The sequence below is a fragment of the Nocardia neocaledoniensis genome (genome assembly GCF_029868625.1).
GTDB lineage: Bacteria > Actinomycetota > Actinomycetes > Mycobacteriales > Mycobacteriaceae > Nocardia > Nocardia neocaledoniensis_A.
Window position 1 is genome coordinate 12,213 of the sequence record NZ_JARWOJ010000234.1, and the last position, 24,744, is coordinate 36,956.

The window sequence follows — 24,744 nt, forward strand, 5'->3', positions numbered from 1 at the left end:
ATTGTTCAGTTTGTCGTCTTTGGTCTCCGCTGGTCTTCAGGGCATGCTGGCGTGAGCTAGCCCCGGACTATGCGACCGATTGTCGGCGCTTCCTTGTGACCTCCTGTTTCGTGGTGCCGTCGAGTAGTGACTCCTGGCCGTTCTCATCGGGAACGAGGATCTCGTCGACTGGGACGCCGCGCCTCTCGCACACCAGCAACGTCAGCAACCTGCTCCGGTCGCCTCCAGTTTCGGCGGCGGCCAACTCGTCGATCAGTTTGTCGACGTTCTGATGCAGCTTGAAGCCGTACGTCTTTCGTGAGTACGACAGGCGCTTTACTCCAGCCATGTGCGACATCCTTGCATGGAGAGTCGCGCCGGAGCACGCGACACGCTGATTTCGGTTAACCAAGATGAATCGCTGCTGGCCACGGTCGCGGGTGTGCCACAGCGTCCACTTCGATAGCGACCTCCTTCCTCGTTGGTGTCTATAGACTCTTTAGATACATTAACGCACAATGATCTCTTCCGGGTGTGAGGCAATGCGATCTACGCCGAGTGCCCAGGGTGTGTGAGATCCTGGGCCCGGACTTCTCCAGCATGGTCAGCTGGCGTTGTGAGGGTTCCAGACGGACGGACCCCGTTTCTTGAGCTGGGAGGACCCGATGGCAGGCAAGGATGCCGCCCGCATCGCCGCAGAGCCGTATACGCCCGCATTCTTGGCGGTCTACGACTTGTGGGTCATCAAGCTGTCGGACCGGTTCGCCTGGCAATGCCCGGCAGAGGTCATGCTGGACCAGTACAACCGGTTCATCGGCCGGAAGCACCTCGAGGTAGGCCCGGGTTCCGGGTGGTACCTGGCCAACGCCGAGCTGCCCCCGGAGTCCGCCGTCACGCTGATGGACCTGAACCCGGAGCCGCTGGCGCATACTCGCCGTCGGCTGGAGGGTAGGAGCTGCGACGTTCGCACCGTCGCAGCAAGCGTTCTAGACCCCGTGCCCGAAAGCGCTGGGGTTGGGTTCGACTCGATCGGGATCAACTTCGTTCTTCACTGCCTACCGGGCGATTTCGGTGAGAAAGGTGTGGCGTTCGCTCATCTCGCCCAGGTGCTCGCCGACGACGGCGTGCTGTTCGGATCGACCATCCTCAACCGGAAGTCCAGCACGCTGTTCGGCCGGGTGTTGACTGCGATCTACACCGAGGTCGGGGCGTTCAACAACGCAGCGGACGACCACGCCGGACTGGAGAAGGCGCTGAGAAGCGCCTTCTCCGAGGTGAATCTCAGCGAGGTAGGAGATGTCACGTTGTTCACCGCGAGGAAACCGCGACGCTGATCCTGGCGTGGAAAGGCTCACCGGCACGCCCGGCATTGGTCGGGGCGGGAGCCGGCGCCATCTGTCTTGGGGCTCTCGTGCTCGTTCGGCCGAACTTCCGGGCTGATCGGTGACACCATCTACGTGTGATTGACCACGGACACAACGGGTTCGAGGTCCCACCCGGCAAGCTGGCCGGATGGGGCGTGGACACGGATCTACTCGCCCAGCTCGTCGGCGCGGCGTACGACGAGTGCCCCTCCTGCCCGGAGCCGCTCTTGGTGCTGGTCGGCGAGAGCGCGACGACTACGGCGCAGCTCGTTGAGCTGGCTTGTGTCGGTGTCATCGACACGTTGGGCGGGCTTCCGGTGGACTTGGCCGATCTCGACAGCGTTGATAGCCCGGTGCCGATCGGATTCCGGCGGTTGGCGCGGACCGTCGCCGAACGCGGCGACGCGGCGACGCTGGCCGCGCAGAGCGAGGCCCTGACGGTGGTGGACCGGAGTGCGGCCGCGCGCACCGCGACCGCGGTGTTCGTCACCACGATCCGAATCGGCGTCGAGCGGCTGCGGGGCTAATCGTCACCGATCAATCCGGCGGTCCCGAACATGCTGTACAGGTTCAGATCGGCATCGAGCTGGTCACGGGCCTGCCGCCAACGCACCGCGTCCACGGTCTCGCGCCCGTATCGGGTCAGCAGGTCGTCTATCAACGCGCTCGCGGTGGGCTGATCGCCCCCGTGGTGAGCGTCTTGCGCCCTGCGCAACTGGTCCAAGATTGCACGCTCGTCGGCGGCCGCGATATCGGTCACGCTGCCGATCCTGCCCGATATCGCGGCCGCGCGGTCGGGCTCCCAATCAATCATCATTCCGAGGGCTGCTCCGGTCCGTGCTCGCGCCGATGGTTCGTTGCCGCGCCCTGGCTCGCCGGGCCTCCACTGCGACCGCGTCGACGTTTCGGACGGTGGCCAGAAGGTCTTGGAGGTGTAGCTGGGCCCCGGTGATCGCGCACCAGGTACGCAGATCATCGGGCGTGGGCATCCGGCCGCCCTGCTCGGTCCGGGTGACCTTCGAGGGATGCCAGCCCGCTTCGTGCGCCAGATCCCGGCCCGTCAGGTTGCTCGCCCGGCGCAGGTCGCGCAGCCGCCGGCCGAGCAGCTGGCGCGCTTGAGCGGCGTCTTCCTCTGCGGAGGGGAACATCGCGCGCAACACGATCGCGCGTTCGGCGATGAACCCACGCAAGGCGGCCACCTGACCGGCGAACTCCGGTGTGCGGGTCATCTGCCCTGAGTGTGAGCGCCGCACCAGGCCCGGCCTGGCCAGGAAATGCCCGCTGGCAAGGCTGTCCAGGCCCGCGAGCATTCCCATGTCCTCGGAGACCGGCAGAGCTGACCAACCCCCGACGGCTACCAGTAGCGCCCGGCGCACGGTGAGTGTGGCCGGGTGGATACGCAACGCGGCCGGGTCGGTGATCCAGGCGGCGATGGTCGATCCCTGCGGGAGTACGCCTTCGGCGGGGTCGCCGTCCCAGCCGGTGAGGGTGCCGTCCGGGGCGAGGTCGAGCACGGCACTCGCTGTCCAACCAACGCCCGGATCAGCGGTCAGGACGGTGATCGCATCCGCGAGCGCGGTTTCGGGCAGCTGGTCATCGGCGTCGAGAACCCGCACCAGCGGGCCGTGGCAGCGGGCGAGTGCGGTGGTCCGTGCGACCGCTGGGCCGCCGTGTGGTTGGCTGCCCGGTCGGACCCGCGGATCTTGCCGGGCAGCGGACGGTAGCGGCAGTTCGTCATGGTGGGGGCCGTCGGATTGGACGGCCCATTCCCAGCTCCACCCGGCCGGGAGCACTTGCGCGCGCAGCGACTCGTACGCCTCGGCCAAATGCTGTGGGTCCACGCAGCCGACGGCGGTCACTACGCTGATTACCTGGGTTACGCTGCCGGTCACGGCGTTTCACGCTACCGGCTACGCTGAAATCCGGGCCCGCAACCAGTCGAGCGCACGTCCAGATCGGGCCCGCCGACCACGAAGGAAGGGAAGCGCAACGGATGACAGGTCGCACACCCCGCGCCGATTTCCTGTTCGCCTTGGCCGCTGTCGGATTGCCCTGGCTCGCGGTACTGCTGGTCATGACGACGAAACACGGGCTCCGGCCCGATCCTGCTGGCCTGGCCCTTGCCGTCGCGGCCCTCGCCGCGTCGGTCGCCGTCGGCTACGCCGCACTGCGCTGGCATGGGCGTTCCGCCGAGTTATCAAGCCCTCAGCCGGGGCCCCGTTGATCTGCTACAGCGCGGTCGGCCAGGCGATCCGCCCGATCAGCGGTGGTTGAGGCGCAGCCTGAACCGGTTCGGCTTGAGGGTGATCTGCTCAGCGATGTCGAGTTCGTACCCTGGGTCGGGGGTGAACTCGAACGTTTGCAGGATGTGCGCCAGCGCGAGAACGATTTCGTGGTAGGCGAATTGGCGACCGATGCAGGCGCGAAGCCCAGTGCCGAACGGCTTGAATACCTGACGGCCGTCCAGAGACCGCATTCGTTCGGGCAGCCATCGGTCGGGCTGGAACTCGCCGGCGTCGGGGCCCCACGTGGCGGGGTCGCGGTGGGCATGCAGTGTGAGCACGAGTACCCAGTCGCCGGGTCCGAAGCGGTACCGCCCGCCTCCAATCGTGGTCTCGTGCCGAGCTTCACGGAAGAAGCCGGGCGCGACAGGGTAGAGGCGCAACGTTTCGTCGACGATTCGACGCAGGGTTCGGAGTTTCGCCACGTCGTCGTAGGCGATCGTGGACAGGTCGCCGTCGGCGAAGCGTGTGTCGATCTCGGCGCGGGCGGCAGCGACGAGTTCAGGGCGTCGGCTGAGCTCGTAGAGCGCGAAAGCGAGGACTCCAGCGCTGGTTTCGTGGCCCGCGACGAGCATGGTGAGGATCTGGCTCCGGACATTCGTGGTGTCGAGGAGCTCGCCGGAAGCCGGGTCGGGCACGGTGAGCATCCGGTCGAGCAGGTCGTGGTGGTCGCCTACGGTGCCGCTGGCTTGGCGGGCTTTGATGACGTCGTCGACGACCGTTCGGACGTAGGTGATGTCGCGGCTATGGCGCGCGGCCGCGCGGGCGCCGACGGTCTTCTGCAAGAAGGGCGGCATGTTGCTGTTGCGGGAGATGTAGGTCAGGCCGCGCAGCATGGCGGCGACGAACGGGTGTACCTCGCTGCGTGTGAAGCTGTCGAAGGTGTAGTCGAATCCGGTTCGGGCGATGATCTCGAGGGTGAGTTTGTTCATGTCCTCGCCGATGTCGACCCACTGGCCATCGCGCTTCGCCCAGTAATCGAGGAGTTCGCCGATCGTGGTGAGCATGGTCTGGTGGTAGGAGCGCATCGCCTCCTTAGTGAAGGCCGGCGCGAGCACAGCGTGGGCCTTTGCCCAGTTCGGTTCATCGTTGCGGGCGGTGAACAGGCCGTCACGAGCGATGTGGCGCATCTTCCGGAGCGGGACGCCGAGGTGTTTGGCCCAGTTGCGCTCGTCGCAGATCTCGGTGATGAGTTCTGAGTCGGAGACGACGATCATGGGCCAGTCGACGAGTCGCCGTTCGAAGATGCCGCCGAGTTGCTCGGCGTCTCGTAGCGAGGTGAGGGTCGGTTTGACGGGGTTGATGGTGAGTAGGTCGTTGATGATCGGCAGCCGCCATTTCGGGTGGGGCAGCGGCGGATTGGAGTGGCCGCCCGAGGTGGTGGATGTTGTCACTGCCATTGGAACTCCTACTGGGTCAGTGCCGTGTCCGGCGACTCGGTTCGGCCGACCTGCCGCTTGGCGGTGGGCCAGGCGGCGGCGAGGTCGAGCAGCTGTTGCAGCTCCGCGGTGAGGTCGCGGGCCCCGACGAATGCAGGGCGCCCGGCAGGCGCAGGGCTGGTCTGGGGTGCTTCGCCAGCGTTCTTGGCTGCGATAGCCTCGGCGACGCGACGTGCGTATGCGTCGGCGCCTTGTCCAGCTTCGTCGACGGCTCCGTAGCGTTTGAGGTAGAGCAAGCTATCGCGGATCTCCACCGTCATTCGGTGCAGCCGGGTGGCCGGCTCGACTCGCCCGGATCGGTCCTGTGGCAGAGCGAGAACGATCTCCGGTACGGCCGCGGTGAGGTCGCGCCACAGCGGCTTCAGCCTGCGGCAGTAGCGACTTGTGCGGTCCCACCCGGAAAGGGAGAGAACCGTGCCGATCAGCGGCACCGCTACGACGGCGCCTGCTGCGACGGTGGCGCCGAAGAAGGTCCAAGCCTTCGCCTCCATGTCGGGGTCTGCCGAAGGGCGATCGGCTGCGACTTCGAGGGCCGTTACGACGGGGACGAAGACGGAGTCCGCACCGATTGCGATCGCGATGGCCAGGACACCGAGGTATACGCTGCGCTCTCGCCATGAGGTGTTCTGATCTGCGCCGCGCAACTCGCGGATGCTGATTCGGCCAACGAGCAGGGCGGTGGCCGCGATCGGAAGATAGAACGCAACCCAGGCGATGACCGCTGGCCAGCCCAGGGCTTGATCGATCAGTTGGTCTGCCCGCCGGGCGGGAGTTCCAGCAATCAGGATGGTGATGGTCGATATCAGCGCGACGAGGTCGTAGCGACGTTGCCGCTGCCAGGTGTGTTCCGGGTCGGCTCCTGCCCAAAGTTGAGCGATGCCGTAGATACACGAGACAGTGAACAGGATGCAGCCGAAGGAAATCTGGCGTGCGAAGTGAACGACGTCGGCATCGTTGAACGGCAGGATCGCGATCAGCACGTGCTCGAACCATGCTTCCCGCAGCAACAGTCCGAAGAGCGCAATGACCAGCGCGCGGTTGATGAGCTTGTCCACCGCACCATCTCGCAGCAGCCAGCAGCGCCCGATGATGACCGCGATGAACAGGACCAGCACCGGCCAGGCCACGACGCCGGGGATCGGGGAGGTCATCGGTGCCGTGCTCGGAAGAAGGTGGACCGGAACCGGCTCGGTTTCCGTTGGGGCAGAGTCGCTTCGACCATCACCATGTCGGCGAAGGTCTCCGCGTCACGCTCCCGGGCGCTGTCGTAGTCCTGTCGGCGCAGGACGTTACGGATGGCATCGGGTGACAGCGACGGCATGAGCTCGTTGAGCGGAAGGTCGTCGACGGGACCGGGTTCCCCCTCGGTACTGCCGTGGCCGAGGAGCATGTGGCCGATCTCATGAGCGATGATGTGGTCGGCGTGCCACTCGGTATCCGCGCCGTACATGATCACGTCGGAGTCGTCGAGTTCTAGCCACAATCCGCTGCCGGTTCCGCATCCGGTCCCGGAGAGAGCGCCCGGGGCGATAGGGACCAAGTCGATCGGCCGGCCGCGGTATGCGGCTACCCGCGCGATGTATTCGCGCGTATCCCAGGGGTATGGGATCGGCACGAGTTTGCTCAGCTCTGTGAACCGCGTGGTCATTTTGTTCACCACGCCCTCCCCTCTCACCACGGTCATCTCCTACTTTCGCTCGAGTCTATTCCCCCAGGTCAGACGTATCGGATTTATCGGATACGTCGCGAGTGGCCGCCTCATCCGGCGAGTTGGACCGCCGTTTGGCCAGTCGTTTGAGGTGGTCGGCGAGTTCGCCGATGTCGATCTTCTTGCCGCGCAAGTTCAGGCTCCGCACTCCGGCATCGCGGGTGGCTGCAAGCATCAGCAGCTCCTTTTCGACCTGGCGCACGGCGGTGGCGTCCACTCCGGCCAGATAGGCCGGAGGGACACCGAAGTGCTTCGCGAGAGCGGCAAGGATCTGAGGATCGGCGAAGTCGCGGTCGTAGTCACCCGCCCGCAGCGCGGCGATCTCGGCGCCGGGGACGATCCTGCCCAACATCGCACTGACCGACCGTGCAACGTCATCGACGGACTGTTCGGGTGCGGAGCGGGCATGGAAGGTAGCGAAAAGCCGGCTCACGCGCGCACTAAGCGGCGGTAAAGAGCCGTCATTGGTCTGCATCCAGATCACCTCCTCGCTGCCGATAGCGCTGCTCGAACTTCTGGCGTAGCTCCTCCCCGAGGCCAGCAGCCGAGCGGCCACCGAGCAACCAGCGCCGATACAAACGCTCTTCGGCGTCCGGAGTGCCGGGGTCGACCGGAGTGGACAGTGCATCGGCGAAGATCACTTCGAGCCCGGGATGCACCGCTTCCGTGCCACGGTTACGTTCCAGCATAGTGGTGGCCCAGCGGCCAACTATCAGGCTGACCTCCCTGTTGAGGCGTGTGGCGAGATCCTGGACGGAGTCGGCACTCAATTCCCGGCGCGCCTCCGCGGCGGCGTTGAGATCACGCTGTAACTCCATCAACGCGATGACCTGGTCGAGAGGAACCTCGACGTCGGAACCAGCCAGGCTCAAGGGCGGGGTCGGCGGCTGTGCCGGTTCGAGAGGGACCGGCACTTCCCCATTCCAGTAGGCGGCCGCGGCGGAGCCAGGCACCCAGCGCAGCGCCGCATCGAACTTCGCGAAGATCTTTTTCTGCGGGTTGTCTAGCTCTCCGCGCTCGGTCCGGACCATCGTCGTCTGCGCAGGACCGCCGGCGGCGCGCACCTCGGCCATGGTGAGGCTGAGGTACTCACGGCGAGCCTTGACGACTTCCCCGAAGAACTTTGGATGTCCGGAGGGCATAGCAAGAGTGTAGTCAGATGTTCACGACAAGTCAGCCCCCACCAACAGTTTCGGACCGATAAAGGCAATATGTTAGTGATTTCGTAGTGATAAGTGCTTGCGGGCAGCACACGGAGTAAGTACGCTCCGGGGGTGTGTGATCTCACGAAACAGGAGTGGAGTGCACGATCCCACCTGCTGGAGCCGCCCAGTGTTCCAGCAGAGCCCGAAGCAAGGGGGTTCACGGTGCCGAGCAGGCCGAGCCTGGTGCGGGGTAGGAATTCAGGCGGGTGCGCCGACAGCGCGGTTGCGGGCCCGGTTGTAGGCGGCACGCACTTCGACAGCCGTGATACCCAAGGCTTCGGCGAGGCGGTTGGCGTTTTCGTCGGTCAGGGCGGCCGAGCCTTCTTCCAGACGCCCTATCGACGAACCGCTGATTCCGGTACGGGCAGCCAGGTCCGATTCCAGCATGCCGCGCAGGACGCGCCAGTCACGCAGATAGCGCTGCTCACGCGGAATCGGGACGAGCTGCTCCATCGGAACGCCGAGTACGGCAGCGACACGGAACAGCAGATTGACCTGGGGAGATTTCTTTCCAGCCTCCCACTGCTGAATCGTGGCGACACCCACACCCGCCAGCCGCGCGACCTCGGCCCGACGACGGAGATCCTCGTTCGGATGCTCCTCGCGGGCGCGCTTGAGCGCCACGGGGTCAAATCCGCGCGTGATGCGTCGCGTCATTGCGCGCGCCGGGGCCGGTGGTCCATCAGGAAACACCTTGCCGCACCCCCTAGAGAAGTCTCGCAACGTATGCAAGTATCGTATGGGAATAACGTATCATCCCAGGAAGGTGGGGCGATAGAGAGCGTCTGAGGGTGTGGCGCTGAGCGCCGAAGGTGTGGGTGCAACCACAGCCGAGGCCATCAGCGTCACGAAGTGAAGGAACCTTCCCCCCGGTGCAACGGGGGGAAGGCCCAGAGAACTCCGGGATTCGCGGGTGCAACCGCCCCGGAGCAGGTGCAGAAACTTAAGGAAGGCTCTGCAATGACAACACTAGGTCCTGCTGCCGCAAGCGCGTGCAGCGATAAGGCGGAAACGCCGATCCCCTACAGCGGCTCCCGGCGTGTCGGGACAACTCGATCGGCCGCTCACCGCCGCTTCACCGGAATCCGAACCGACCTCATCCGCGTGGCGGTCGCGCCAGCGGTAGCAACCGCGGTCCTGATGACTGCTTGCGGTGTGGCACAGGCGGCCCCGTCGGGGCAGCCGGGAATCACCGGCCCGGCCGAACCGCAGGAACAGCCCGGGGTGTCGACCGCTCCTGCGCTCCCGCCCAAGCCGCAGTCCCAGAGCCCGCTGGGCGTAGTCCTGCCCGACCCGCCCTCGCACGCTCCCAGCGAGTACGAGACGGCGCCGCCCAGTGGAGGTGTCCAGGTCGGCCCGTACTACGACACTCCGGCACCGAGTGCCCCGGCTCCGCAGACCTACTACTACGTCGAGCCGACGCCACAGTACCGCGCGCCCGAGCCGAGCCTGGGCGAGGAACTGCTGACCCTGCACGCCCCGGCCCCGGTACCCGAGAAGCCGAAGTACTGGGTGCCGGTCGGGCCGGAACGGATCGGCTCGAAGCGAGCGTCCATCCCTACTCCCGAATGGGTGCCGGTCGATGTGGCGTGGAAGGCCAACGCCTACATCAGCGAAGCCCAGCAGGCCACCAACACGGCGTTGCAGTCGGTCGGCATCGCCCCCTCGCGCGCTGATGCGCTCGCCGGAGGCACCGTTATCGGCGCAGCAGCCGGAACCTGCATCGGTGCCACGGTCATCGGCGTTCCCGCTGCGGTCTTTGGCGGCATCGCCGGTGGCCTGATCGGCGGCACGATAGGCGGCATCGCCGGTGCCGCGATGGGCACGCTCATCCCCGTACCCGTGATCGGCACTGTCACCAGCGGTGTCGCCGGAACCGCAATCGGCGCCGCCGCTGGCGCGGCCGCCGGTGCCGCGATCGTCGGCATCCCGGCTGCGATCGCTGGTGGTGTCGCGGGCGGAGCGATCGGCGGCCTGGTCGGGTTCGTGCTGCTCGCCGATGACGGCTCCGAATACACCGGACCGGCCCCCGACGGCGAGATTCCCATGGAGGAGCGCGAGGTGCCCCCGCCCGGCCCGACCTTGGCCGACCAGTTCAGCGAGCAGGCCGCCGTTGCGGTAGATGCTGGTGAGCAGGCTGTCGATTGGGTTCAGGAACAGCCCGGCGGTGAGCAGGTGCTCGAGCAGGCCGCCGCGGTCGTCGATCAGGTCGACCAGTGGGCTCAGAGCGAGCCCGCCGTCACTCAGGCCGCCGGCGTTGTCGAGCAGGCCGCGCAGGATGTCGTGGCTGCCGCACAGGCCGCACCGGAGACGGCTGCGGTGGCCGATGCGGTCGTGGAGGCGGTCACCGAGCAGCCGGCGTTCACGCCTGACCAGCTCGGCCCCCTGACCGATGCGGCCAATGGCGCGTTGGCGGCGGTGCAAGGGCTGGTGCGGTGATGTCCGCCGCGATGATCGGAGGGCGAGTGGCTGGCTCGCTGGCGATAGCAGCGTCGCTGACCTGCATCGCCCCGTCGGTCGCATCGGCCGACCCGGACGTGAATCCCGCTGTGACGGACTGCGCCGATGTGATCACCCTCGCGGTCCCGGGGACGTGGGAGACCAGCGCGGGAGCGGATCGTAACGTCGTGCCGGGAATGCTCGGCCAGGTTACGGGCCCGCTTCTCGCAGCACTGAATTCGGCGCCGCCGACCCTGTCGGGATCGACCCCGTCGACGACGTCCGCGACGAAGTCCACAACACCGCGCGCCACCGCCACCGCGCAGAAGCCCGCGACGGCGTCAGTTCGAGCTGAGCAGGTTCCTTACGTTGCTCAGGTCGGCGGACCGATCGCGGGCATGTTCACCGGAAACCCGCTCACGCTGACGCAGTCCCGCGAGAACGGGGCGTCGGCACTGGAGACCCGAGCAAAGGAACTCGCCGAGGCGTGCCCGTTGTCGAAGTTCGTCATCCTGGGCTACAGCCAGGGCGCGCTGATCGCCGGAGATTTTCTGTCGGATGTGGGCAACCGCAAGGGAGTTGTCGACCCGTCGCGCATCCTGGCCGGCGCTCTGCTGTCGGACCCGAAGCGCTCGGCCACCGCGGAGTCGGACTCCGCCAGCAGCACCGGCACCTCAACCGGCTCGTCGAGTACGAAGCTCTCCTCGGTCTCGGAGACCTTGATTGGCTCCAACCCCGGCGGTGAAGGTGTTCTCGGCGAGCGCGAGGGTGGAATGGGTGTGCTCGCCGAGCGGGTGACCACAATGTGTGCGCCCAATGACACTGTGTGCTCGCTGTCGGGCAAGTCCAAGGTCGTCGCGGCGGTTGTCCCACTGCTGAACCTCACGCCCGAGGATCTGCCCGACTACTTGATCGGCCGGGGCCTCGAGCTGGTGAAGAACGTCGCCGAGGCCGATCCGCAGGTGATCGCGCAGGCTGCAAAGTCGGTGATCACCGAGTTCACGAAACTCGGTGTGGCAGCGGCTACCTCGCCGCAGACCCTGCCGATCGCGCTGGCCGAGATGGTGTTCTCCTCCACGATGCTCGATGACGTCTCCAAGGTCATCAACATGCCAGAGTTCGACGCGCTGGTCAGCTTGACCAAGCCCGACGAGCTCATTCAGCAGGCATCGCAGGCGGTCTCGTACCTGCTGCTGGACGCGCACCGATCCTACGCCGGTAATTACAAGGTCAACGAGAGTGGCGACACGGCCACTCAATGGATCGTGAAATGGCTGACCTCCAAAATTCAGGCCGGTTTGTAATCCGGTGACCTTTTCCGCTGGCGCCCGGTATGGGAGTGCCGGGCACCAGCGGAAAGCAGTCGCCACTCGACAGAGTTCTCTCAGAACTCATCGTCGGATAAACACAGCGCCACCGAACCACGGTGGATATGAGCATTCAATACACACATCTGGGGAGGTGTGACCGCGATGAAATCACCATTGAAATGGGCAGCGCTCGCCTTGGCGTTGCTCTTATTCCCGGTGCTGATCGTCGCGGTTTTCGTCGATGGAGACAAAGACAACCCAAGTTTCGCGCAGGGAAAACTGGCGACCGGAACCGTTCCGCCCGAGTACGAGGCGTGGGTCATCCGGGCCGGCACCATGTGCGACGAGATCTCGGCCCCACTCATCGCCGCGCAGATCGAGCAGGAATCGGGCTGGAATCCCAACGCTGTTTCCCCGGCCGGTGCGCAAGGGCTCAGTCAGTTCATGCCCTATACCTGGCCGAGTTACGGCGTCGACGCAAACGGCAACGGCGTGATCTCCCCGTTCGACCCCCCGGACGCCATCATGGCGCAGGCGAAGTTCGACTGCACCACCGTCGAGCAGGCGAAGAAGGACCTGGCCAGCGGGCGCATCAAGGGTGACCTGATCGACATCGTCCTCAACGCCTACAACTGTGGCTACGGCTGCGTGTTGGCCAATGGCGGCCCTCAGATCGTCAACGGGGAAACGGAGGGTTACGCCCCGGGAGTCAAGGCCAAGATGGCCAAGTACACCCAGGTCGGCACCGGCGGCGGGCGGGTGGCCAATTGCAGCCAGTTCCGCCCCGGGGGTGGTTTCGGCGCGAATGTCGCCGCTGCGGCGCTGTGCTGGCAAGGGACCCCCTACGCCTGGGGCGGCGGCAACATCGACGGCCCGTCGCAGGGAATTCGAGACGGTGGCGTTGCCGACTCCCACGGCGATTATGGAAAAGTCGGGTTCGACTGCTCCGGACTGGTGGTGTACGCAGTCGGGCAAGCGAGCGGAAAAACAATCCAGCTCCCCCACTACACCACAAGCATCCTCAATGACCCTCGGGGTCGAGAGGTGACACTCGGCGATATACAGCCGGGGGACATCGTTTTTCCAGGCGGCGGAGACCCGCAGCACGTCGGAATTGCAATTGGTGACGGAAAAATGGTTGAGGCCCCCCAATCGGGCGACGTAGTGAAGATCTCGCCCTTGTCGAATTTGGGATCGGGAATCGAAATTAGGCGGTTCGGATGAGTAGGAATCCAGAAACAATGACGCCAAAGTTCCGTTGGACGGCACCGGCTGCCGTGCTGGCCGGCGCTGCGCTGGTGGTCGCCGGGTGCTCGTCCGGTGACTCCGACCACGAGCAGACTGCTCCACCCTCGCCGACAACCTCCTTCGTAACGCCCACCGAGACGACCTCTCGCGTTCCGGCCACACCGCCGTCGACGCCGCTGACCGCCCCGGCGACCCTTCCGGCGGAGATCGGACCGGTCGACGAGGCCAGCGCAGACGCTGTCGCGGCCGCAGTGGCGCGAATCTGGTACGGGTGGGACACCACCCGGGACCTGACTCCACACGACGCGAAGCTCCGCGCGGTGCCGCTGCTGGAGCCCCGACTCGCCCAACTGCTTCGCGACTATCCGCCGATCGCAGGCCCCGGTGCCGACTGGCTGGATCTGACGGCACGCTCCGCCGTCCTGACCGTCCCCGCCGACGGGATTCGTCCGGGCGTAGAGGCCGGCGCCCCCACGGACACGGCAACCTCAGCGGTGCGGCTCCTCGAGGTCACCCAGAAGGTGAACACCCCGACTGGGCCGATGCCGGACCGGCACTTGGTGGTCGGCATCGCGCTGGTCAAGGTAGGCGCTGATTGGCGCGTGTCTCAGGTGGGTTCGCGATGAGCGCGGTCCCACGGCGTCCGGTGGTGGGCGGGATCGCCGGTGGCGTCGGCACAACCACGGTGGCGCATCTGCTCGACGGCATCGACATGGGCGTCATCGAGGCCAACGGAAGCCAGTGCGTCGACGTACTGGTTACCCGCGCGACCGCAGCCGCAGTGAGCTGGGCGATCTCTACCGCCCAGCGGATGCCCGTGCGTCCGGTTCTGGTCGTGGTCGCGGGCAGCGAAGCACGGTGGCCATCGGTGGTGGAGCGGCGACTGAAAATGGCTGCGGCCAATTTGTCGACCCCGGTGCTTCGACTGCCGTGGTTCTCGCCGCTCGCCGCGAGCGACAACCCATGGGATCTGCTGGCTACCGGTGTATTCGACGCCGACCGTAAGACCTACCGCTGGGCCGAACCGGCCCGCAAGTTCCGAGAGGAACTGGTCCCTGCCGTGCTCGCCCTCATCGAGCGCGAACCCCTCACCGCCGACAGCGACTCCGAGCTGGAGCCCAACGACGAGCACCCCGTCATGCGGGTGTCCTAACCGATCACGAGAAAGGAAAGCCAATGTCCACACTCCTGCTGGCCGCCGACTGGCTGGCCCAAGTCCCCAACCCTCCTGCCAGGGAACTGCCGGGCGAGCTCGGCAACCGCATCGACACCGTCCTCGGCTACGGCAAGACCATTTGCTACGCCCTGGCTTTCGGCGGGCTTCTCGCCGTCGCGGGGATGCTATTCATCGGGTTGCGTGGGCGCAGCGACACCGCCAAGAACGCCCTCGGGCACCTGCCGATGGTCATCCTGGGCGTCGTCATTACCGGCGGCGCGGGCGGAATTATCCAGGCGTTCCAATGAAACAGGCAGCCTGGGCGTTCGTGCTCGCCACGGTATTGACCGTGGCGGGGGCCGGGGCCGTGCACGCACAGCCGCCGACGACCACCCCGGCCCCCACCCCCAGCCAGCAGCTCAGCCCGCAGAGTCCAGGCGGTGGCGGCAGCGGGGAGCAAATCCCCATCCAGGACCCCAAAACCGGTGGCGTGCAATGGGACAAATTCGGTGGCGATCCCGCGAACGCCCCCGAGGATCTGGACTCGTTCATCGCCGCCGCGCTCGGCTGGCTGCGCACGCTCGCACTCGCTTGCGCCGTCGGCGGAGTGCTGATCACCGCCGGGGTGCTGATGGTCGGCATCCGGGGGCGGTCCGAACAGGCGAAGAAGGCGCTGCATTCGCTGCCCGTCGTGCTCGGCGCCACCGTGCTGTCCGGGTCGGCATACACCGTCATCCACGTTTTCCTGTGAAAGAGGTTGAGCCACAATGCCACTGACTACGCGAGAGTTCCGAGAGAAGTCGCCCCTGACGGGTGTTCGCCGTCCGTATCTGATCGGCGCGGCCGCCGCAGCGGCGCTGGTACTCGTCACCGGGATCGCGCTGATCGGCTCCGACTCCGGCTCCGGCGGACAGGACCTCGCCACCGGCCCCGGAGCCACGAGCAGCGCAGCCGCCGCCCCGACGACCCCTGCGAAGGGATCGCTGGTCCCCCAGGTGCCGGTCAACCGCAGCCCTGCCGACCCGGACTGGCTGACCGCCGCACCACAAGGGGTGTCCTGGCAGCGGGTCGAGGGTGTTCCCCTGCCGTTCAGCGCCTCCGATGGACCGAGCCGCATCGACGGGGCGGTCGCGGCCGGCTATAGCCACACCCCACAAGGCGCGGCCATCGCGGCGCTCCAGATCAGCATGCGAATCCTGTACTCGCCGGACTACGCGCGCATCCTCGACGCCCAGGCCGCGATCTCGGATGGAGATCGGCAGCAAATCCTCACTGCCCGGTCGACCCAGCCCCGACTGGACCCGGTCGCGGTGCAGGCAAGCACCGTGCAACCCGCCGGATTCAAGATCGGCGCCTACACCGGCGATGCCGCCACCGTCTATTACGCCTACCCCCGACCCTCTGGCTCCTACCGGATCGCCCGGCAAGCGGTGGTGTGGCGCGATGGCGATTGGCGCTACAGCAGTGATCTGATCGCCCCGGCGCTGCCGGAAACGGCAGAGCTGACCGGATTCACCCCGCTGTAGCGAAGGAGAGACGTCAATGTTCACCACCCGGGAATTCGCCGAACGCCCCGCGAACCAGGGCCCGCGACCGTCGCGACGCTGGCTGCTCGTGGCCGCGGCCGCCGTGCTGGTCGTGGCCGTCGGAATCGTCCTGGTCGCCGTCGTGCGCGACCGCTCGGACAACTCCGCGACTCCGGCCGAGCCCGGTGCCGTCGCCACGGCGACACCGCCACGCGATCTGGAGTGGAAGCTGATCAACGGAGTACGACTGCCGTTCGGTCCCGACGGGCCCGCCGAAGTCGATGGTCCCCGAGCCCACGGCTACAGCCACACGCCACAGGGCGCGCTCATCGCCGCCTGGCAGATCTCCACGCGAGTGCTGACCGACACCCGATACGAACAACTGCTCGGCACCCAGGTGCGCGCCGACCTCGGCCAGCAGCAGCAGGTTCGCAACGCAGTGACCCAGACCCGCAACCTGTCTCCGGAGGAGTTCGACGCGGCGTTCCGTCAGCCCGTCGCTTTCCAGTTCGCCACTTACACACCGACTTTCGCGCGGATCTACTTCGCCGTCCCCTCGAACAAGGGCGGCTACGACTTCCAGCGCCGCGCTGTGCTCTGGGACGGCAACGACTGGGTGTACCAGGTCGATTCCGGCCTTCCTGAACTTCCGAATTCCACGGGCCTGAAAGGGTTCACGACCTTCTAGGAGAGGAGTCCACCATGACGGTTCCGGGTGCGCGCGCAGGTGCGCGAGCGATGCTGCGGCCGATGGTGTTTCTCGGCGTGCTGCTGGCGGCACTGGTCGCCGGACCGGGAATCGTCGCGGCGCAACCGCCGGCGAACATGCCGCAGAAGCTGTCTGAACTGACCGCCGAACAGAAGAGCTGGCGCGACGCCGACGGTGTGATCTGGTGCTCGGAACACCCCGAGTTCCCTGGGTGCGAGGGCAACCCGGACACCGGATACCTCTACCCCAACGACGACACCCTGTACCGGGCTCAGATCAACAACGGGGCCCGGGAAAGGACCTTCGACCTGAGCCCCGGAACCGTCGCCGAGAACACCGTCGGCAAGGCCGTGGATTCGGCATTCGGCAAGGCCGCGGAGTCCATCGGGAAGTTCGCTGGCGATCTGCTGGTCGAGTCGATGACCTGGTGGATCGGCACTGACTCGATCAGCCTGTCCTACGCGGGAGTGATGGCCGACAAACAGCCGGTGCAGAAGGTCGTCTTCTTCATCATGATGGCCGGAATCCTCACCAGCGCCATGGTGATGATGATCTCCCGCCGCACCGAGCCCGGTGCTCAAGTCCTGCTGGGCGGCGTCAAGTACGTCGTCATCTCGTCGATGGCGTTGATCGTCCTTTCTGGGGCGATCCACGCTGGCGACGACTTCGCTCGGCAGATGATCGACGCCGACGCCAACCAATTCGGCCAGCGCGTGCAGGCAATGCTGGGAACCGCCACCATCGGCAACCCCGGCGGTGTCCTGATCCTCGGCCTGCTCGGTGCCATCCTCGGGTTCATCCAGTGGGTGATGGGCTTCATCCGCCAGGCCGGAATCATCGTGCTCTACAACATGATCTTGTTCGCCGCCGCCGGACAGCTCACCACCTGGGGACGCCAGTGGTTCCCCCGCATTGCCGCCACCTGCGTCGCGCTGGTGCTCTACAAACCGATGGCTGCGTTCATCTACTCGCTCGGCTTCCAACTCATCGGTGAGGAACAGTCACTGACCACCCTGGTCACGGGCCTGATGGTGGTCGCCTTGGCCGTGATCGCCCTCCCCGCGATGCTGAAGTTCTTCGACTTCATGGGCATGCACGTCTCCGGCGGCTCGGGCGCACTCGGCGTCGCGGTCGGCGGGTTGGCGGGCGGCATGCTCGGCGCCGCTGCGCTCAGCGGCGGTGGTGGAGGCGGGGGCGGAACGTCCGCCGGGGGTGATGGGTTCGCCAATTTCATGTCGGCCACCGGGCCGGGTGGCTCGGGAGAGCCTGATCCGTCCCCGGGCAACGGCGGGTCGCAGGCACTGGCATCCGGGAGCGGACAGAGCCAGTTGGAGTCCGGGTCCTCGCAGAAGGCGATCGGCTCCGGCTCGTCTGGTGTCGAACTCGAGGCCGGGTCCGGAGGCCCGCAGCCCGAGCATCCGGACGCCGCCGGGACACCGGCCACACCGAGCGATGCCGGAGGCAGTGGTGTCGAGATCGCCGGTGCCGCCGGCGGTGGGGCCGCCGGGTCCGCGGCGGGAGGCGGAGCGGCAGCCGCCGGAGCGGCGGGTGGCGGATCGGCAGCTGCCGGAGCGGCGGGCGCCGCTGCCACCGGCGGGGCGACCCTGGCGATCCAAGCGGGGATGTCGGCAGCCAATTCGGCGGTCGAGGCCGCCGATGACGTCGGCTCGGAGATGACCGGCGACGACCTCGGGCCGGAGACGCGATGAACGACAACGTATTCCGGCGACACGCATCACGAAAGACAACACCAGCAGGGCAGGCGACACAGGTTAGGAGCACACGATGAGCGAGACCCGAGGTTACGGCGGTTACCGCGAAGTCACCGGGTTCGGGCTGGGGCGACTCGGAACCAGCGGAACGGCCATCATCCTTGCCACCGTGGTTGGCCTGGCATTCACCACTTTCGTCAGCCTGGTCCTCGCGTTCATGGGATTGCTCATCGCCATCCCGGTGCTGGCTCTGACGATCGTCCCGGTGGGCGATTCTCGGCGCACGGTCGTCCAGCACGTGGCGTGGAACGTCCGGAACGCCTGGGCTAATCGCCGGGCCAGCGACGCCCACGCCGCCGACGTTCTCGAAGAGGTCAGCCGAGGAGAGAACCTTCCCGGTGTGCTGGCGCCGCTCAAGCCGTTGACGGTGGAGGACGGTCGAGGCGGCAGCCAATGCCTGCTGTGGAACCGCCGCACCGGCATTCTGTCCGCGGTGCTGAAGGTGTCCCCTGTCGGCACAACGCTGGCCGACACGGCCGACACCGAAGCCTGGGTTCGCAACTACGGCAGCTGGCTCGCCGATCTGGGCTTCACGCCCATCATTTCCTCGGTGGTGTTCACGTGCGAGTCCTCCCCCACCGGCGGCGTCGACCAGCGTGCCTACACCCTGGCGCGGATGGAGCGAGACGGCCGGAACGCCCCGAAACTGGCCAAGACGATCATGAAGAAGGTCGTGAACCAGTCGCGGACGACCACTGCGGACGTGCAGATGCGGGTGACAGTCAATTTCGACCTGTCCAAGGCGTCTCCTCAGCCGAAGACCCTCTCGGAGGGGGCGGCCGAAGTGGTGCGCTGGTTGCCGCGCATCGAGTCCGCACTGGCTGCGGCCGGGGCGACGGTGACCGAGCGGGCCAGCACGGCGGGCGTCATCCGCAACATCCGCGCCGCTTTCGACCCCGCCATCCGGGTGTTCCTCTCCGACGCTCCCGACGAGGAGGCCGACGAGTTGCTGTCCTGGTCCGACGCGGGGCCGCTGCGAACCGAGTCGACCAAGGATGTCTACTACCACGACAGCGGATACTCGGTGACCTGGGTTTTCAAGGCTCCGCCGAGCGGGGTGGTGCGACACCACATCTTGCTCAAGCTGGTCAGCCCGGGTAAGTACTACCGGCGCTTCTCGCTGGTGTACCGCCCCTACACCGCCGCCCAGGCCGCCGAGATCGTCGAGCGCGAGATCCAGGCCGGCACCCTGCGCCGGATCTGGAATGCGAAGACGAAGAAGGACGAGACCCAGCGCGAGTACGACGATCGGGTCCGCGCCCGCAAGGCCGCTCAGGAAGAGTCCATGGGCGCCGGGTTGGGCCAGTTCACGATGTACATCACCACCACGGTGCGAAACGAGGACACCTTGGCCGCGGCCTGCGCCGACATCGAGGATCGAGTCAGCGCCTCCAAGTTGCAGTTCCGGCGGGCACGCGGCGCACAGGCCGCCGCGTTTGCAACGAGCCTCGGCTACGGCATCGAGCCGACCGCCGGACTTTCCCGCAGCGCTGCGCAGAGGTGGCTGGCATGACCACCGAACTGATCACCGAAGCCGAGTCCGCCGCGCGGCAGCGTGCGGGAGCCCAAGCAGGTTTGGCAGAGCGATGGTTGGCGAAGTTGGGCGTCACTCCGGCCTACCGCAAACAGGAACAGCCCGACGACAACGAGCCGGGACAGGCTCCGTTCAACCCGTTCCTGCCCTTCGAGTCCTTGCCTCCGATTCCCAGCGCGCGGGGCGAGAACCGTCCGTTCGGCGGGTACGCCCACAACGTCGACGCGGGTCGGCTGTATGCGGGCACCACCACCCAGGTTCAGGGCCTCTACCCGTTCCCGGCCGCATCCGGTGCCCGCGTCCGGGGCGTCCCCTTCGGCCGCCACCTGCACACCGCCGAACCAATCGGGCTCGACCCGTCGCAGTGGCTCGTCGACGGTCTGGTCACCAACACGGGCCTCTGGGTGCAGGGCCAGCCCGGCATCGGCAAGTCCACCTGCTGCAAACGGTTGATGGTCGGCCTCGTCGCGTACGGCTTCGCCGCAGTGATCCCCGGCGACATCAAAGACGAGTACAGCCCAATCGTGGAGGCACTGGAAGGCAAGGTTTTCCGGATCGGGCGCGGTCTGCACAGCCTCAACCCCCTCGATCTCGGCCCGCTGCGCGGCGCGATTCGCGCCGCTGTAGGCAGCCAGCGCGAACAGCTGGTCTCTCAGGCCCGCGGCCGGCGTCTGGACCTGCTGGAGTCGCTGATCACCATCGTCGGCGGCCAGGATCTGACTGCCACCGAGCGCCTGCTGCTGGCGATGGCAGTCGACCAGGCCGACGACGCCAGCGCGCGGAATCATCTCCCCGATCCCACGATCCCGGAGCTCGTGCACATTCTCGATGAGGCGGGCGCACCGTTGCAGCGCGTGGTCGCGGCGCGAGACGAGTACGAGTACCGCCGCGAGATCCGGGAGCTGCGCAACACCCTGGTGCTGTTGTGCGAAGGCCCGATCAAGGGCATGTTCGATCGGTCTTCGAGCTTCTCGATCGACGCCGATCTGCCTGCGGTCTCGCTGTCCCTCAAGGCCGTTGAGGACGACGGTGACGACGTGGTGGCCGCCGCAATGATGTGCGCGTGGGCGTGGTCGGCTGGCCTGATCGAGGGTAAGCAGGCCGCCGGGGAGCGCAGGAATGTGTTCCAGCCCCAGGACGAGCTGTGGCGCGCGTTGCGCGCGGCGCCGGGTCTGGTGGAGAAATCCGACCGCATGACCCGTCTGAACCGCGCACGAGGTGTGGTGTCGGCACAGAGCACGCACTCCATCACCGACCTCGAAGCGCTGCCCACCGAAGCCGACCGGGCCAAGGCCAAGGGCATGGTTGCGCGCAACGCGATCAAAGTCATCGGCGGGCTGGACAACGCCGAAATGGAGCGCCTGCACGCGATCAGCCCGTTCACCTCTGGCGAGAAGGAGTTGGTGACCCGCTGGTCCGCTCCGCCGACCTGGGTGCCCGGTCAACGTCACCCAGGTCGCGGCAAGTATCTGATCAAGTCCGGCTCCCGCATGGGCCTGCCGGTCCATGTCGACCTGACACCGGAAGAACTCGATCTCTACAACACCGACGGCGCTTTCGCCGGACTCAACTCCGACGGACGGAGGAGCCATGCAGCATGAACGACCGACTCGGGAGAGGATCGTGATGCGGGACGTCATCTCCGTACAGGACTGGGACCACGATCCGGTCGGCGCTACCTCGGCCATGGTCATCACCGTGACCGACCACGTTGCGGCGTTGCCGCGACGGTGGTGGGGCCAGGCGTTGGTGTGGAACCCGGAGTTGCCGGGCCCGGCAACTACTTTCCGTTGGGATCTGCTGGCCAGGATCACCGATGCCGCCGATGCCGACCGGATCGCTGAAAACCTCTTCTCCGTGGTCCGCGATGAGGCGGCTCTGTACTTCGTCCCGGAAGCCACGCTGCTGACCGCGAACCTGTTGCTGGCGGCCGTGCGCGGCCGCCGCAGCCTCACGGATGTGCTCGACTGGATTCACTCCGGTGATCTCAGTGAGCCGTATCAGCTGCTGCACGCGAACGGGGAATCCGGTCCGACCGCTGATCTGGATACCTTCGGCGAGACGCCGGCCGGGGAACAGGCTGCAATCTGGGCTGTGGTCCGCCAAGCGATGCTGCCGCTGGACCACGGCATGATCCTCGCCGCGCTGAGCGCGCAGACCGGTGCGCTTCCCGGCGTCGGGCCGCTGCCGGTGCTCGAGGCGGCGGCACTCACCGCGCGCCGGGAGGTCTTCGTCGTCGAGGTGCCGGGCACCCGAAGTGCCGGTGCGGCCGCCGCGTTGCGGGCGGAGCTGCTGCTCGCGGCCCAAGAGGCGGGTCTGGTGGTGCGAGTGGTGAGTGTCGGTCCTCTGCGAAGGGGTGCGTGATGGGTGACTCTGCGCTGGCGTGGGTTTGGATCTCGGTGTTGGTCGTCGGTGGGATCTGCTACGGCGTCTACCGCATTCACGAGCAGGGTACGTCGTGGCTGGTTATCGGGCTTGTGGGGGCGCTGTTGTGCCTTTTGCTCGCGGCGCTGGCGTGGGTGGTGTGGAAGGCATGGCCGAACGAGACGCCGGAGAGGTTGCTGCGCGACAGGAAGCAGATCCCGGACATGATCGGGAAGAAGGCTGCTGAGCGAGGTGTGGGCCTGCGCGCCTCGATCGAGTCGGCCAAGGGCGTGTCCATGCGGGAGCTGGCGCCGCTGATCGGCCGTCTGAAGGGCAAGTCGGTGTATGCCTCCTACGAGGACTTCACCATCGTGATGATGGGACCGCGCAGTAACAAGACCTCCGCGGTCGCGGTCCCCCGCATTCTGTCCGCACCCGGGGCGGTGATCGCCACGTCGAACAAGCCGGACCTGTGGATTCTGACCGGTGCCCTGCGGAAGGACGTCGGCCCGGTCTACGTCTTCGACCCCAGCCAGATCGCCTACGCCGCCCAGACGTGGTGGTGGAACATCCTTTCCGGCATCACCACGCTGCGAGACGCCAAGAAGGTCGCCGAGCACTTCATCGAGGAGAACCGCGGCGGCGGGTCCGGACAAAACGAGGACCCGTTCTTCGCCCCGACCGGCAAGAACCTGCTGTCCTGGGCGTTGCTGGCCGCATCCCTGAGCGGCCGCACCATGCGTGACGTGCTGGATTGGATCGACACGTACTCGGACAAACCGATCGACATCCTGCACCAGCACGGAAACCGCCGTGCGGCCAACGCCTTCGCCGCGGTGCTCGACCTGCCCGCCGAGACCCGGGGCGGTGTGTTCGGTGAGGCCCAGACCGCGCTGGCCAGCATCCAGGACGAAGAAACGTTGCGCTGGATCACTCCGCCGAACACGTGGGAGCAGCCGACCACGGAAAAGATCACCGAACTCGATTTGTGGAGCCTGTTCGCCTACGAAGACGGCAAGGCCCCGACGCTGTACCTGATGACCCAGGAGGGTTCCGGCTCCGCCGGCGCGGTGATCGCGGCGATGGTCGCCAAAATATTCGAACTCGGCGACCTCGCCGCCTCGGCTCATGGCGGCCGGGTCGATCCACCCTTGACTCTCGTTCTCGACGAGTGCGCCAACATCTGCAAGATCAAACGGTTGCCGAAGCTGGCGTCACACCTGGGGTCGAAGTCGATGTGCGTCACCGCCATTTTCCAGTCCGAAGCCCAGGTGATCTCGACCTGGGGTGCGGACGACGCGGCCGCCCTGTGGGGCGCATCCACCGTGCGCATCCTCGGTGCCGGATTGCAGGACGAACCGTTCTTGCGCAAGATCTCCGGCCTGGTCGGACAGTACAAACCTCGTGAGCGGCGCCGCTCCCATGGTCCCGGGGGTGTTACCACCTCCAACGATCGTGGATCGCTGGAGCCGATCATGCCCGTGGAAGAGATCGCCGCGATGAAGAAGCGCAACGCGCTGCTGATCCGGCAGGAATCGCGCCCCGTGCTGATCGACCTCATCCCCTGGTACACCGAACCGGACAAGGGCGATGTCGAACGAGTCCGCGACGAGGCCACCAAGGAGGTGCAGAACGCCGCGATCGAGCATCTGGGCCCGGCCAACCCGGTCGCCAAGGCGCTGCGGCGGCGGCTCGACGAGCAGGCGAAAGCGAGTGCGGCGTGAGCACCGAATCGCCGGATGAGCGGGTCGAAGAACTGCGCAACCAGGTCGCCTCCCTGAGTGAAGCTCTCGTCGAGATGCGCAACCAGCACCGGCTGTTGTCCACGAAGGTGGAGCGGGTCGACGCCACCGCCGCCCGATCCTCCCAAGGGCTTGACGAGTTCGAGACTGCGCTCGGCGTTCTGGCCGACCGGCTCGCTTCCGCCTCTCCTGGTGAGGCTTCCGGTACGGCCGCCCCGAGCGACGCTGGCGACGGCGCCGGCGGCACCGCGCCTGCCGCGATCCCCGCCGGGGCCGATCCGGACCAGATCGATATGGACGTGCTGCTGGAATGGGTGATCGCCAATATCGGTGAGTGGGCGCAGCGTAAGCTGCCTCGCTCCACCACCAGTTCCGCCAACGGCGCGATCTGCTGGTGCTCGGAGTGGTACGAGCACCCCGAGGCGGTGACGGTGCTGTGGTCGCTGCGCCGCTCCTGGCTGGAGGCGGTGGTACAGCCAGGCGCCGCCATGGCCGTGTACTTCCGCGACTTCTTCTACCCTCTGCTGCGCAACCTGACCGACCCGGCGGGGCCGTTCTACGCCTGCACGCCCGACAAGCACGACCCGGAGGCGAAGTTCGTCCCGGTTGTTCCGGCCAGCTTCAGACCATAACCCTTGCCGCCCAAGCCACGCCGTCACCTTCGAGCACGGTGGGAGGCACCACTCCCCTCGGCCTTCCACCGCGCCGGCGACGGCCTCCTCACGGAGGGAAGGCGCGCGGTGTCCGGACCCCTCCCCAGACCGGACGCCACCCGCGCCTTCCCTCCGTCTCGTTCTACGCCCGCCGCTTTCCCCCGCCTTCAGCGAGGCGATTCGTACGAAGGCTCCTCCGTGCGAGGACGTCCGCGCGTGCGCGGCTCGGGCCAGTGCTCGCCGAGTATCGCGAGGGCGGCGTCCGGGTCGGCGCGCAGCCATCGCACGCAGGCCCGGAGGTATTCCGTCAATCC

General features: G+C 66.7%; 27 protein-coding genes. 18 read left to right on the forward strand and 9 right to left on the reverse strand.

What is annotated here, in order from left to right:
* Window positions 1-67: 67 nt before the first annotated feature.
* The gene (locus tag QH270_RS18065) at window positions 68-328 is read right to left on the reverse strand and encodes a hypothetical protein (protein ID WP_280343762.1); all 261 of its coding nucleotides are present in this window, start codon (window positions 326-328) and stop codon (window positions 68-70) included.
* A gap of 316 nt (window positions 329-644) precedes the next feature.
* On the opposite strand from QH270_RS18065, the gene QH270_RS18070 reads away from it, so the two are divergent.
* Together QH270_RS18070 and QH270_RS18075 are read left to right on the forward strand one after the other, a co-directional pair.
* Window positions 645-1,313 (forward strand): class I SAM-dependent methyltransferase, encoded by a 669-nt coding sequence (locus QH270_RS18070; RefSeq protein ID WP_280343764.1) that lies wholly within the window; start codon window positions 645-647, stop codon window positions 1,311-1,313.
* A 125-nt stretch (window positions 1,314-1,438) separates the two neighbouring features.
* Complete coding sequence (locus QH270_RS18075; RefSeq protein WP_280343767.1) at window positions 1,439-1,870, forward strand: hypothetical protein; 432 nt, start codon at window positions 1,439-1,441, stop codon at window positions 1,868-1,870.
* Here the strand turns inward: QH270_RS18075 and QH270_RS18080 are convergent.
* The gene (locus tag QH270_RS18080; protein ID WP_139337581.1) at window positions 1,867-2,103 is read right to left on the reverse strand and encodes a hypothetical protein; all 237 of its coding nucleotides are present in this window, start codon (window positions 2,101-2,103) and stop codon (window positions 1,867-1,869) included. The two genes, QH270_RS18075 and QH270_RS18080, sit on opposite strands and share 4 nt — an antisense overlap.
* Window positions 2,104-2,149: 46 nt before the next feature.
* Entirely contained in the window at window positions 2,150-3,235 is a 1,086-nt protein-coding gene (locus QH270_RS18085; RefSeq protein ID WP_280343772.1) for a helix-turn-helix domain-containing protein, read from the reverse strand.
* Between the two features lie 101 nt (window positions 3,236-3,336).
* On the opposite strand from QH270_RS18085, the gene QH270_RS18090 reads away from it, so the two are divergent.
* On the forward strand, window positions 3,337-3,567 hold the full coding sequence (locus QH270_RS18090; RefSeq protein ID WP_280343775.1) for a hypothetical protein: 231 nt from the start codon (window positions 3,337-3,339) through the stop codon (window positions 3,565-3,567).
* A gap of 36 nt (window positions 3,568-3,603) precedes the next feature.
* Here QH270_RS18090 and QH270_RS18095 read toward each other — a convergent pair whose 3' ends face one another.
* The 6 genes from QH270_RS18095 to QH270_RS18120 form a co-directional block, all read right to left on the reverse strand.
* On the reverse strand, window positions 3,604-5,025 hold the full coding sequence (locus tag QH270_RS18095; protein ID WP_280343778.1) for a cytochrome P450: 1,422 nt from the start codon (window positions 5,023-5,025) through the stop codon (window positions 3,604-3,606).
* A gap of 8 nt (window positions 5,026-5,033) precedes the next feature.
* Window positions 5,034-6,215 carry an MAB_1171c family putative transporter gene (locus QH270_RS18100; protein ID WP_280343781.1) on the reverse strand — a complete coding sequence of 394 codons (1,182 nt, stop codon included), beginning with the start codon at window positions 6,213-6,215 and terminating at the stop codon, window positions 5,034-5,036.
* Window positions 6,212-6,547, reverse strand: a complete 336-nt coding sequence (locus QH270_RS18105; RefSeq protein WP_280343783.1) for a hypothetical protein — start codon at window positions 6,545-6,547, stop codon at window positions 6,212-6,214. Before QH270_RS18105 ends, QH270_RS18100 begins: the two co-directional genes overlap by 4 nt.
* A gap of 220 nt (window positions 6,548-6,767) precedes the next feature.
* The gene (locus QH270_RS18110; RefSeq protein ID WP_280343786.1) at window positions 6,768-7,247 is read right to left on the reverse strand and encodes a hypothetical protein; all 480 of its coding nucleotides are present in this window, start codon (window positions 7,245-7,247) and stop codon (window positions 6,768-6,770) included.
* Window positions 7,234-7,914 carry a hypothetical protein gene (locus QH270_RS18115; protein ID WP_280343788.1) on the reverse strand — a complete coding sequence of 227 codons (681 nt, stop codon included), beginning with the start codon at window positions 7,912-7,914 and terminating at the stop codon, window positions 7,234-7,236. Before QH270_RS18115 ends, QH270_RS18110 begins: the two co-directional genes overlap by 14 nt.
* A 261-nt stretch (window positions 7,915-8,175) precedes the next feature.
* Entirely contained in the window at window positions 8,176-8,634 is a 459-nt protein-coding gene (locus QH270_RS18120) for a helix-turn-helix transcriptional regulator (RefSeq protein ID WP_280343790.1), read from the reverse strand.
* Between the two features lie 567 nt (window positions 8,635-9,201).
* Here QH270_RS18120 and QH270_RS18125 point away from each other — a divergent pair.
* The 15 genes from QH270_RS18125 to QH270_RS18195 all read left to right on the forward strand — a co-directional run bounded on the left by QH270_RS18125 (window position 9,202) and on the right by QH270_RS18195 (window position 24,409).
* Window positions 9,202-10,416, forward strand: a complete 1,215-nt coding sequence (locus QH270_RS18125) for a hypothetical protein (RefSeq protein WP_280343793.1) — start codon at window positions 9,202-9,204, stop codon at window positions 10,414-10,416.
* Window positions 10,416-11,720, forward strand: a complete 1,305-nt coding sequence (locus QH270_RS18130) for a cutinase family protein (RefSeq protein ID WP_280343795.1) — start codon at window positions 10,416-10,418, stop codon at window positions 11,718-11,720. The genes QH270_RS18125 and QH270_RS18130 overlap by 1 nt, the downstream gene beginning before the upstream one ends.
* Window positions 11,721-11,888: 168 nt before the next feature.
* A complete protein-coding gene (locus tag QH270_RS18135; RefSeq protein ID WP_280343907.1) occupies window positions 11,889-12,950 on the forward strand; it encodes an NlpC/P60 family protein in 1,062 nt (353 codons plus the stop codon).
* Between the two features lie 17 nt (window positions 12,951-12,967).
* The gene (locus tag QH270_RS18140; protein ID WP_280343797.1) at window positions 12,968-13,600 is read left to right on the forward strand and encodes a hypothetical protein; all 633 of its coding nucleotides are present in this window, start codon (window positions 12,968-12,970) and stop codon (window positions 13,598-13,600) included.
* Window positions 13,597-14,127, forward strand: a complete 531-nt coding sequence (locus tag QH270_RS18145; RefSeq protein ID WP_280343800.1) for a hypothetical protein — start codon at window positions 13,597-13,599, stop codon at window positions 14,125-14,127. Before QH270_RS18140 ends, QH270_RS18145 begins: the two co-directional genes overlap by 4 nt.
* 23 nt (window positions 14,128-14,150) lie before the next feature.
* The gene (locus QH270_RS18150; RefSeq protein ID WP_060595283.1) at window positions 14,151-14,438 is read left to right on the forward strand and encodes a hypothetical protein; all 288 of its coding nucleotides are present in this window, start codon (window positions 14,151-14,153) and stop codon (window positions 14,436-14,438) included.
* Entirely contained in the window at window positions 14,435-14,881 is a 447-nt protein-coding gene (locus QH270_RS18155) for a hypothetical protein (protein ID WP_076574075.1), read from the forward strand. Before QH270_RS18150 ends, QH270_RS18155 begins: the two co-directional genes overlap by 4 nt.
* 16 nt (window positions 14,882-14,897) lie before the next feature.
* The gene (locus tag QH270_RS18160; RefSeq protein ID WP_280343805.1) at window positions 14,898-15,656 is read left to right on the forward strand and encodes a hypothetical protein; all 759 of its coding nucleotides are present in this window, start codon (window positions 14,898-14,900) and stop codon (window positions 15,654-15,656) included.
* 16 nt (window positions 15,657-15,672) lie between these two features.
* Window positions 15,673-16,344: a hypothetical protein gene (locus QH270_RS18165; protein ID WP_060595280.1), complete on the forward strand. Its 672-nt coding sequence runs from the start codon at window positions 15,673-15,675 to the stop codon at window positions 16,342-16,344.
* 14 nt (window positions 16,345-16,358) lie between these two features.
* Window positions 16,359-18,074, forward strand: a complete 1,716-nt coding sequence (locus QH270_RS18170; protein WP_280343809.1) for a hypothetical protein — start codon at window positions 16,359-16,361, stop codon at window positions 18,072-18,074.
* A 76-nt stretch (window positions 18,075-18,150) separates the two neighbouring features.
* The gene (locus tag QH270_RS18175) at window positions 18,151-19,650 is read left to right on the forward strand and encodes an SCO6880 family protein (protein WP_280343811.1); all 1,500 of its coding nucleotides are present in this window, start codon (window positions 18,151-18,153) and stop codon (window positions 19,648-19,650) included.
* Entirely contained in the window at window positions 19,647-21,272 is a 1,626-nt protein-coding gene (locus QH270_RS18180) for a hypothetical protein (RefSeq protein ID WP_280343814.1), read from the forward strand. The genes QH270_RS18175 and QH270_RS18180 overlap by 4 nt, the downstream gene beginning before the upstream one ends.
* A gap of 25 nt (window positions 21,273-21,297) precedes the next feature.
* The gene (locus QH270_RS18185) at window positions 21,298-22,035 is read left to right on the forward strand and encodes a hypothetical protein (RefSeq protein WP_280343909.1); all 738 of its coding nucleotides are present in this window, start codon (window positions 21,298-21,300) and stop codon (window positions 22,033-22,035) included.
* A 74-nt stretch (window positions 22,036-22,109) separates the two neighbouring features.
* Window positions 22,110-23,759 carry a type IV secretory system conjugative DNA transfer family protein gene (locus QH270_RS18190; RefSeq protein ID WP_425296093.1) on the forward strand — a complete coding sequence of 550 codons (1,650 nt, stop codon included), beginning with the start codon at window positions 22,110-22,112 and terminating at the stop codon, window positions 23,757-23,759.
* Window positions 23,756-24,409 (forward strand): DUF4913 domain-containing protein, encoded by a 654-nt coding sequence (locus tag QH270_RS18195; protein ID WP_280343818.1) that lies wholly within the window; start codon window positions 23,756-23,758, stop codon window positions 24,407-24,409. The genes QH270_RS18190 and QH270_RS18195 overlap by 4 nt, the downstream gene beginning before the upstream one ends.
* Window positions 24,410-24,744 lie beyond the last annotated feature (335 nt).